The organism is Acetobacter nitrogenifigens DSM 23921 = NBRC 105050, from assembly GCF_000429165.1.
GTDB classification, from domain to species: domain Bacteria; phylum Pseudomonadota; class Alphaproteobacteria; order Acetobacterales; family Acetobacteraceae; genus Acetobacter; species Acetobacter nitrogenifigens.
Window position 1 is genome coordinate 60,666 of record NZ_AUBI01000017.1, and the last position, 8,146, is coordinate 68,811.

Genomic DNA, 8,146 nt, shown 5'->3' on the forward strand with positions numbered 1-8,146 from the left:
CGACACGCCACGTTTGCGTCCTCTTCGTGGGATCTGGATCTGGCGCCATGTCATGCTGGCGCCGAAAAATAGACGACGATTGCGAGCAGAGCCCAAACTACCACGGCAAATACCGACGCTCTGAACAGAGAGCGTCCGATGTCTGGAGCTTCTCCTCGGCGAGCTCGACGGTCATTGCGCATCACCACATATCCTCCGAAAACAGGAGTTCACTCGGCCCCGTCACTCGAAGGCGCTGTCGGGCGCGTTCAGCAACTCCAGCGCCGATAGCCCGATCCACGAAGCGGCCAGTCGTGGTCATAAAACCCTGCGTTTCCTCGCCGCCACGCTCACGGATCGCGAAAAGTTCTTTGCCGAACGCGCGGATCACGTCGTGATGACGACCCGGCTGCGGAACCGAGAAGATGGCGGATGCACCGTGGTGCTCCATCTTGATCGCGGCACAGGATATACGTTGTGCTCGCCGGAGCGCCTGACGCACGGTTGCTTCGGGGAGATCGTTGGTCATGCCACCGCCCTTTCCGTCAATGCGTTATCCTCAACACGCATCGTTCTGAGGGCATTCAGGCACGCCAGATCGAGGCGGGCCTGCGCATCCGCGTTCCGCGCGCCGGTAGCCAGCAGCTCCGAACCGACCCATAGCAGTTGTGCAAGTGCCTGGGCGCGATCCAGCGACACCCGGGGCGATTGCGTTACTTCAGGAGCCAACGCGCCCATCGCTCGCCTCCCTGGGTCCTTCAGGGCACAAATCGATCACGCGTGCCATTTCAGCGTTATTCAGGCGCCGCCCGTTCCAGAATGCGGGCAAAACAATATCGAAAACCGCGACTTCCAGTCGACGTACGCGCTCAGTTAGCGAGGCTATGGTGTGATTTGAACAGCCTGACTCAGGAAGATGTGAGAGATCGTCGGTCGGGATATTGGCAGACTGGGGGCGTTCAGTTGCTGCGTCCAAGACCGCTCGCATATGGGTGACTTCGGACATGGGTTGCTCCATTCTCTCCTGACGCCGAGATATCTTTTGAAGACCCATATATCGTCGTTACGACGATACTGTAAACAAAAAAAACTCCATTACGACGATATTTGAGTGGCTGCTGCACCGAACGCGGAGAGACAGCCGGCAGATTTTTGCAGTAAATTTGATTATAGAGAAAATTTAGGTAGAGGGAGAACAATGAGGTAGGTTACGTGATAGATTGTAATTCCACTCGTCATGCCTTATTTTTCTTCTATAGGATTAATAGTCCCCAATTGGCGACGAAGGTGAGCTAGTTTGAATAAAATTGTTATGCAGGTTAAGTAGAAAAACGGTTGCTTAAGATTAATTTCTATTTATTTCTACATTAAATTCCCTAAGAGTTTTCCATTTTTCAGATTTGGAGAATCTGTAGCTAAATATATACGTTTCATCGCCTTCTACGGGGACGTTTGCTATAGGTGTTATCAAAGCGCTGGATCTAATGCGGTCTGAGGGAACGTCAGGCACTGGTATGCCCATGGTAAGAATATTCTCACCGATGACGCCATTGCGACTCAGGTCAACTTCCAATGTAACTTTAGCGTTCGAAATGTATTGGATCTGTATCCATACACAAATTCGAACATGGCCTGGAATCTCTCCTGAATAAATCATCCCTTCAGAGTAAACTCCTATGAGTAGTTGTTTACCGTTGTCTTCTCGCCTAACTTCATCGCAAATAACATGTGATAAAATTTGTGGCTTTCTCATTTAATATTCCCCCACAAAGATCCACGAGAAGAATAATTTATTGAAAATCCTGTCGATTTCCCGACTTTTTCTTGAGAAAAGTTTTCGCTTGCCGCCCCTCCAGAAACATATGTTGATTTGTACCACTCAGGGGCAGAAAAATTTGCAGCAGCTTTATTATTCAGATGTACAATTCCAACCTCAGGCTCCCCGTTGCATATTCCCAATAACAGGAGACTCAGGGTATCCAATGTCATATTCGAGGGATTGGATAGCCATCTTGTAATTTGCTCTGGCCGACGCCTCACTCTCCCGGCTAACTCTAGTTTGGACAAATTGTCCTCGCGCTGAGCCTTAGCAAAAGCTTCCAGAACCAAGCCATGGTAGCGATTTTTTAATCTTTGACCAAAATAGGCCTCTCGCTCCAAGCTAACTACATTGTCGTTTGAATGCTTGATTTTATTAGACGATGACGTACCGGGAGAGATAATCATCTGCGCTATCTCCTTGAATTGGGGCGTAAGTCGGAAATAACGTCCTCCACGCCCGCTTTGTTGCAGAAATCTGCGACGCCATGTCGTTGTCAATTAGGTCACGGCGCTCGAGATGCAGGCCGATGAAAGTGTCACGCTCGGAAAACATGCCAAAAAGGCGCGCTCCAGGCTTGGGAGACAAAATCCTGTGCTCCCACACACCGTCTTTTGCTGGACTAAGTAGTGCCAAGCCTACGTTTGCAGATTTTTTGGTTGGGGGGAGCCTTATCGATATATGTGTCCCGTCCGTGAACGCATCAAGGGTTGCAATCGCCTGGGCGAGTAATTTTGTGGAAAGTAGAAATTTAGAACAAGACGCTCCTTCAAGTGCATCGTTAACTTCTTTCGAAACAAAAACATGTCTAACCGCAGCCTGATGAGCCAAGGAATGCTGACGGTGCGCCAAGTCACCCGAGCAGCACCACTCGTTTATAATGTCCTGAATTGACATTTAAGTCAAACAGGAACCGTCTAAAAAACAGTTCCTCCCCGGTGCCCAGCGAACCGCCCGTGCACACAAACAACGAATTAGGATCGCATTTTCTCTAGACCCAAAAGGCCTGTCCCTTCTGCTGCACGCAATAGAAAAAAAACGATAATCCGGGGTTAAATCAATGCTTGTTTTCCGTTTGTTCCAACATGTAGCGCTCCACCAATAGCGAGAGGCTTCTGAAAGAGATGCGTGCATTTAGGATTCCGGCAAAGATTGGCGCAGCAAGCCAATCAGAGGCTTGTCATCCGAGTTTTTGTTTTTTGTGCGATCAATTAACTGGGGATACTCCATCGCGATGTGAATCGCTGTCTCCATCGGCATCTTTGCCTCAAGCAGCCCACGGTAAATCCAGTCTGCGGGACAACCTGTGATATCGCAAAAACGGACGATGATCGCTTCGTCGGGGAAGTTCTTCGCCCGCAGGTAACCGTTGAGTTGCCGAGGGTCGATATCCAAAGCACGAGCCATATTGGCTTGGGACATACCGTAAGCTTCGAATGCAGCCTTGAAACGGGCTGCGATTGCCGCCTTCAATTCTGATGATTTCGGGGCTTTGATGTGGGCCATGTCGTCATTATGACGATGCGATGCTCGGCTTCCATCATGCATACGACGCTTGCATTTATCGTCGTAACGACGATATACCACAGTCATGGAGACCTCTTCCGAGATAATTAAAGCTGCTGGCGGCGTCCGCGAGGTTGCACGACTACTCAACCTCGACTGGAAGACAGTTCACAATTGGACTCGGGTCGGACGGCGTATTCCTCCCTCCATTTGGTTGGAGTTCATCTCTCTTCCTGAGGCGAGATGTAAAGGCATCGGGCTTAATGAGCTCGCGCAGCACGTCTCGCGTTCTGTAAAGCGGGGTGCCGCATGACCACGCGCCACCCTCACCTCTTCAGCCGCGCGCATATCCTGGCCACGACCCGCGAGAAGCTGGCCAACTCCTGTTCAGCCGCCGCGACAATCTCCGGCGCATTTTCAGGCTCAACCTCGGCCATGGACGCGGCCCAGTCGTCAGACAGGCGCTTGATGATGCCAAAGGCGTCGGCTCTTTGTGCTGCGGGCAGCATCGTCGCAAGCGCCGCGTTAATCACGCTTTGCGCAGCGAGGCGTCCTTCGATGCGGGCCAAGGCGTCTGAATCTGACATCGTCTCCGAGCTTCCTTCTGGCGTTGCCGTCTCTTCGGGGCGGCGTATGCGTAACGGGTTCGCGGGTATAGCGGCAAAGGCGCGCAATGTGGCAGCCGAGCTTGCATACGTGACGGGCTTCGTGAGCGCTGAACAGTTCTGTGCTCAGACAAGCGGCCGGGGCGGCAATGCCCCGGCCACAAGGCAGTTCTGCAACTCCACCCGCAGAATCGCCGGTTTTCATGATCGTTCCGTTTCCTCCCACCCAGTTGCGCCCCGTGACAAGGGCAACCATGGCAGAGGAAACGTCCAAAATGTTGGGTATTTCGTCCAAAAATTTGGGTGTTTCACCCAAGAACGTGGGCGTGACGCCCAAGGACGCGGCTGCGAGGGACGAAATGTCCGGTAGCGCGTCGAGCGAGCAGTTCCGCCAGATGATCTGCGACGAGATCGCAGACTGCCGTGCATCTGGCCTGAAACGGGCCTTCGTCGAGGTCGCCCGACGCTTTGGGCTGACCGAGCGCCGCGTTCGCGCGGCGTGGCACGGCGAGCTGCGGAACGTTCGCGTAGACGAGTTTGACCAGGTTGCCGCGCGCCGGATGGAGATACTCCGCCAACGTCAGGCCCAGATTGCGCATGAGATCGCGATCCTTGGGCAGCAGGCATCCTCACATCAAGAATTCATCCGATGAAGGAAGCGCTGCTTGCAATCGCCGTCGCGCTGCTCGTGACGGTCTTCTGCGCTCGTTATCGGATCGAGTTGGCGCAGGCGTGGATGAAGCGCGAGACGCGCATTCTCCAGCGGCGTTTTGCCCGCCTGCGTCGTGTCGAGGCCTATACAGCAAGAAAGCTGAACAGATGACACAATCAGAGCGCGTCGCCGCGTCTGTCATGACGCTGTCCAACGCCGGAGAGTCCGCCGCGCGGATCGCAGTCCGGCTCGGAATCTCGGTTCGTCGGGTGTACCAGCTTCGCCCTTCGGCGCCGCGGGAGAAAAAGCCCTACGCTGCATCGCGCGGGCGCGTGCGAGCCCTTCCTGTCGGCGCTGGCCTTCAGGTGTCCTTTGGCTGAGCGCCGCTTCGGCGAGCGCCCGCGCAAGCGCCCCTATTCCATTACGCGCCGTGAGCTCGACATTCGCGCGCTGGCCGCCAGTTTTCGCGTGCGGCCGGACCTTACGAAACAGGTTCGCACGTCTGGCGGCATGACTTGCGTGGACAATAGCAAGATGAAATCGCCAAGGGGTTTCTGGTATGTCGGATGACCTCATCCACCCAAAGGATTTTTACGGAAAACTGAATACCGCGATCCGTGAAGCCGGTGGCGTTTCTGCGTTCGCCCGTCTGCACAATCTGGACACGCGGCGCGTCTATGAGACGCAGGACGCCGTGCGATACCACGAGGACGTCGCACGCGCAGTCGGCCTCGTTCCCGTCGCCCGCTATCCCGTGGCGGCCGATCCAAAGTCCCTTGTCGGTGGCAAGGTCGTTTACGAAAAACTGAATACTTTTGTTCGAGAGTGCGGCAGCCAGAAGAACGCTGCGGACAAGTTCGGGATCAGCAAGGCGCATCTGGGCAACATCATCAATGCGCGTCGCGGCCTACGCCCTGTTCTGGCGTCTCTTGGGTTCATGGCCCCGCTAACGCGGTTTGTGCCCGTCAAATGACCGACCGTATGGCGAAGGTCAGCGCCTATGACCGAGACCCACATAATTTCTACGTCGAACCAGCCTGGGCGGTTCGGGCGCTGCTTGAGGTCGAGCGTCGTTTCGACCGTCCCGTCATGGACCCGTGCGCGGGATCTGGAACGGTTCCGCCTACGCTGCGCGCCGCCGGGATGGACGCTTACGGTTGCGACCTGATCGACAGAGATTTGGGTAATCCGCTGCTGTCGACTGGCTGCCTGCGCGAGACAATCCGGACCTGGCGCCCACGCAACATTGTCTCGAACCCGCCTTACGACCGCTGGGAAGAGGTGGTCGAGATTGGTTTCGATGCGGGCGCTGATCGCATCTGCCTGCTTCTGCCCATCCGATACGTCGAGGGGATAGAGCGCGCGAAGTGGTATCGCATCTTCACGCCAGCGCGGAAGTGGAATTTCTCACAACGCGTCGACATGCCTCCACACGGCAAGCCGGTCGTGGCGCAAGACGGAAAAAAGAAACGCGGCAACAAACAATATGCGTGGTTCGTCTGGGAACGCGGCTGGACGGAATCGCATTATCAGGGCGGATGGCTGCCGATCATGGAAACGACGCCATGAATCATCAAGAAATTTCCGTTGCGCCCAAAGTCAGGCCAACCCGCGCCGAAGGCGTGGCGCTTGTTGCGAAATATGAAAAAGAAGGCCTGACGCAAGTGCAGATGGCCGAGCGCCTCGCCGTCTCGAAAGGGACGATCGCAAACTGGGCGATACTGGCGCGTAAACTGGACGGCGCGGTCGCCTCTCAAACGCAGACTGAGCGTAAGCAGGACGCAGTGAGGCAGATCATCGCCTTGATGGACGCTGGCCGCTCGCTCGCCGAAATCCGGAGTGAGATGGGTGTGGTCCAGTCCACGTTCGCGACGTGGTTCGCCCAGGCGAAGGCCAAAGTCGCAGCGAGAGCGGCAGACGCAGACGGCCCCGCGCGGGTTCTGCCCCCGGCTGCGCAAACTCGGCCGCCATTGGGCGTCGGAGATCCTGTCAGTTACGGCGCGATCTGGCGCGGCCTGAAGTTTCGCCCTCAAGCTATAAATGGAACGGCGGATGTCTGAGGAAGGTCTTTTTACGAACGCGTTCCGGGCGCTGCCTGAGAACGTGGCGGCGGAGCAGTCGCTGCTCGGCGCCATCCTGACGAACAACAAAGCGTTCCAGCTTGTGGACGACATCTGCGAGCCGGAGCATTTCGCCGTTCCGATTCATGGCCGGATCTTCGAGGTCTGTCGCAAGCTGGTGCATCAGAATGTCGAGGCCAGCCCGATTACGGTCAGGCCGCATATCGACGGCGACGTGCTGCTTGGGCGCCAGTCGTCGGGCGAGGTTCTGGGCGCGCTGCTGCGCGCGATGGTGGGCATCATCAACGCGCGGGACTACGCCGCCGCCGTGCGCGACGCGTGGTTGCGGCGGCGTCTGTTCAAGGCGTGTTCGGAGACGCTCGATCTGTGCTGCCGCCCCGGCGACGCGTCGGCGTCGGACATTGTTGATGGTCTGGAAAGCAGTCTGCTGGCGCTGGCGCGCGGCATGGCGGAAGAAATGCCCACGGTCAGTCTTGAAGCGTCGATCGAGGCCGCGCGCCTGAACGCGCTGGAGGCCTCGGCGCGCGGCACGGGTCTGGCGGGCGCGTCATGGGGGTATCGCGCACTTGACCGCATGACGGGCGGGCTGCTGCCGACGGCGATCTACGTGCTGGGTGCGCGGCCCGCCATGGGCAAGACGTCGCTGGGGTTTGGCATCGCCACCCGATCGGCGGCGGCGGGCAGTTCGGTGCTGTTCTGGTCGGGCGAGATGAAGGCGGAGCAGCTTGGCGCGCGCGCTGGCGCCGCCTGGGCGAACCTGTCGACGCAATCGGTCTTCACCGGGCGTCGTTACGATCTGCCGGAAGATGTCGAGACGGGCGAGCGCGAGCCTTTGTCGGACTGGCAGTGGCGAGATCTGGAAGCCGGGGAGCGCGCGGCGGCGGGCCTGTCGCTGGAGATCGACAGCCAGCCCGCGATCACTGTGGCCCGGCTGCGCTCGCGCGCCCGGCGCATGGCGCGCAGCCGCAAGGGGCTGGATCTGATCGTCGTCGATTATATCTCGCTGATGTCGTCCGGTTCGGAACGCGCCGACATGAATCCGTATGAGCGGATCACGCTGGTTTCGCGCCAGCTCAAGCAGCTGGCGCTGGAGTTGCAGATCCCGATCATCGTTCTGGCGCAGCTGAACCGTGAGAACGAGCGGCGCGAGGACAAGCGGCCGCAGCTTGCGGATCTGCGTGACTCCGGCGCGGTGGAGCAGGACGCGGATGTCGTGCTGTTCCTGCATCGCGAGCATTACTACCTCAAGAAAATGGCCGATGGCGGCCTCGCGCGGAAAGAGAAGGAAGCCGCCGAGGATTATGCCAATCGCTGCAGCGCCATGGCGCAGCGGGTGAGCATGTCCGAGGGCAAGGCGGACGTGATCTTCGCCAAAAACCGGCAGGGGCCGACCGGCACGTGCCCGCTGCGCTTCACCGATCACACGACCTGGTTCCGCGACGCGCATGAGGACGAACTGAGTCCGGCGTGGTTGCGCCCTGACATGATGGAGGCGGCATGAGTC

The 8,146-nt window shown here is 57.5% G+C and carries 14 protein-coding genes; 7 read left to right on the forward strand and 7 right to left on the reverse strand.

Translation table 11 applies throughout. The annotated features are described in order from the left end of the window. Positions 1 to 181 precede the first annotated feature (181 nt). The 7 genes from G442_RS0115660 to G442_RS25250 form a co-directional block, all read right to left on the reverse strand. Positions 182 to 508 carry a hypothetical protein gene (locus G442_RS0115660; RefSeq protein ID WP_026398747.1) on the reverse strand — a complete coding sequence of 109 codons (327 nt, stop codon included), beginning with the start codon at positions 506 to 508 and terminating at the stop codon, positions 182 to 184. Beyond that, positions 505 to 717 (reverse strand): hypothetical protein, encoded by a 213-nt coding sequence (locus G442_RS0115665; protein WP_026398748.1) that lies wholly within the window; start codon positions 715 to 717, stop codon positions 505 to 507. Before G442_RS0115665 ends, G442_RS0115660 begins: the two co-directional genes overlap by 4 nt. Positions 718 to 1,728: 1,011 nt before the next feature. Next, entirely contained in the window at positions 1,729 to 2,205 is a 477-nt protein-coding gene (locus tag G442_RS25245) for a hypothetical protein (protein WP_146882563.1), read from the reverse strand. Then, positions 2,174 to 2,650 (reverse strand): hypothetical protein, encoded by a 477-nt coding sequence (locus tag G442_RS22750; RefSeq protein ID WP_154660393.1) that lies wholly within the window; start codon positions 2,648 to 2,650, stop codon positions 2,174 to 2,176. Before G442_RS22750 ends, G442_RS25245 begins: the two co-directional genes overlap by 32 nt. 282 nt (positions 2,651 to 2,932) lie before the next feature. Next, positions 2,933 to 3,391, reverse strand: a complete 459-nt coding sequence (locus G442_RS0115680) for a helix-turn-helix domain-containing protein (protein WP_026398751.1) — start codon at positions 3,389 to 3,391, stop codon at positions 2,933 to 2,935. Between the two features lie 239 nt (positions 3,392 to 3,630). Then, positions 3,631 to 3,891, reverse strand: a complete 261-nt coding sequence (locus tag G442_RS0115685) for a hypothetical protein (protein WP_026398752.1) — start codon at positions 3,889 to 3,891, stop codon at positions 3,631 to 3,633. 326 nt (positions 3,892 to 4,217) lie between these two features. Continuing rightward, a complete protein-coding gene (locus G442_RS25250; RefSeq protein ID WP_026398753.1) occupies positions 4,218 to 4,508 on the reverse strand; it encodes a hypothetical protein in 291 nt (96 codons plus the stop codon). Positions 4,509 to 4,558: 50 nt separating this feature from the next. On the opposite strand from G442_RS25250, the gene G442_RS25255 reads away from it, so the two are divergent. Genes G442_RS25255 through G442_RS24060 form a run of 7 tightly spaced genes read left to right on the forward strand, consistent with a single transcriptional unit; the run spans position 4,559 to position 8,143 of the window. Continuing rightward, the gene (locus G442_RS25255; RefSeq protein ID WP_154660394.1) at positions 4,559 to 4,732 is read left to right on the forward strand and encodes a hypothetical protein; all 174 of its coding nucleotides are present in this window, start codon (positions 4,559 to 4,561) and stop codon (positions 4,730 to 4,732) included. After that, complete coding sequence (locus G442_RS0115700) at positions 4,729 to 4,941, forward strand: hypothetical protein (RefSeq protein WP_026398754.1); 213 nt, start codon at positions 4,729 to 4,731, stop codon at positions 4,939 to 4,941. Before G442_RS25255 ends, G442_RS0115700 begins: the two co-directional genes overlap by 4 nt. Beyond that, on the forward strand, positions 4,934 to 5,131 hold the full coding sequence (locus G442_RS26695; RefSeq protein ID WP_026398755.1) for a hypothetical protein: 198 nt from the start codon (positions 4,934 to 4,936) through the stop codon (positions 5,129 to 5,131). Before G442_RS0115700 ends, G442_RS26695 begins: the two co-directional genes overlap by 8 nt. Next, complete coding sequence (locus tag G442_RS0115710) at positions 5,121 to 5,534, forward strand: hypothetical protein (protein ID WP_026398756.1); 414 nt, start codon at positions 5,121 to 5,123, stop codon at positions 5,532 to 5,534. Before G442_RS26695 ends, G442_RS0115710 begins: the two co-directional genes overlap by 11 nt. Beyond that, on the forward strand, positions 5,531 to 6,130 hold the full coding sequence (locus G442_RS22755) for a hypothetical protein (RefSeq protein WP_051292415.1): 600 nt from the start codon (positions 5,531 to 5,533) through the stop codon (positions 6,128 to 6,130). The genes G442_RS0115710 and G442_RS22755 overlap by 4 nt, the downstream gene beginning before the upstream one ends. Then, a complete protein-coding gene (locus G442_RS0115720) occupies positions 6,127 to 6,621 on the forward strand; it encodes a MarR family winged helix-turn-helix transcriptional regulator (RefSeq protein ID WP_154660395.1) in 495 nt (164 codons plus the stop codon). Before G442_RS22755 ends, G442_RS0115720 begins: the two co-directional genes overlap by 4 nt. Beyond that, positions 6,614 to 8,143, forward strand: coding sequence for a replicative DNA helicase (locus G442_RS24060; RefSeq protein ID WP_051292386.1), 1,530 nt, complete (start codon positions 6,614 to 6,616; stop codon positions 8,141 to 8,143). Before G442_RS0115720 ends, G442_RS24060 begins: the two co-directional genes overlap by 8 nt. The last annotated feature ends 3 nt before the right edge of the window (positions 8,144 to 8,146 follow it).

Bases quoted from the DNA above. Each gene is read 5' to 3' on its own strand.
- G442_RS0115660 (WP_026398747.1), bottom strand. From the start codon at position 508: ATGACCAACGATCTCCCCGAAGCAACCGTGCGTCAGGCGCTCCGGCGA.
- G442_RS0115665 (WP_026398748.1), bottom strand. From the start codon at position 717: ATGGGCGCGTTGGCTCCTGAAGTAACGCAATCGCCCCGGGTGTCGCTG.
- G442_RS25245 (WP_146882563.1), bottom strand. From the start codon at position 2,205: ATGATTATCTCTCCCGGTACGTCATCGTCTAATAAAATCAAGCATTCA.
- G442_RS0115680 (WP_026398751.1), bottom strand. From the start codon at position 3,391: ATGACTGTGGTATATCGTCGTTACGACGATAAATGCAAGCGTCGTATG.
- G442_RS0115685 (WP_026398752.1), bottom strand. From the start codon at position 3,891: ATGTCAGATTCAGACGCCTTGGCCCGCATCGAAGGACGCCTCGCTGCG.
- G442_RS25250 (WP_026398753.1), bottom strand. From the start codon at position 4,508: ATGCGCAATCTGGGCCTGACGTTGGCGGAGTATCTCCATCCGGCGCGC.
- G442_RS25255 (WP_154660394.1), top strand. From the start codon at position 4,559: ATGAAGGAAGCGCTGCTTGCAATCGCCGTCGCGCTGCTCGTGACGGTC.
- G442_RS0115700 (WP_026398754.1), top strand. From the start codon at position 4,729: ATGACACAATCAGAGCGCGTCGCCGCGTCTGTCATGACGCTGTCCAAC.
- G442_RS0115710 (WP_026398756.1), top strand. From the start codon at position 5,121: ATGTCGGATGACCTCATCCACCCAAAGGATTTTTACGGAAAACTGAAT.
- G442_RS22755 (WP_051292415.1), top strand. From the start codon at position 5,531: ATGACCGACCGTATGGCGAAGGTCAGCGCCTATGACCGAGACCCACAT.
- G442_RS0115720 (WP_154660395.1), top strand. From the start codon at position 6,127: ATGAATCATCAAGAAATTTCCGTTGCGCCCAAAGTCAGGCCAACCCGC.
- G442_RS24060 (WP_051292386.1), top strand. From the start codon at position 6,614: ATGTCTGAGGAAGGTCTTTTTACGAACGCGTTCCGGGCGCTGCCTGAG.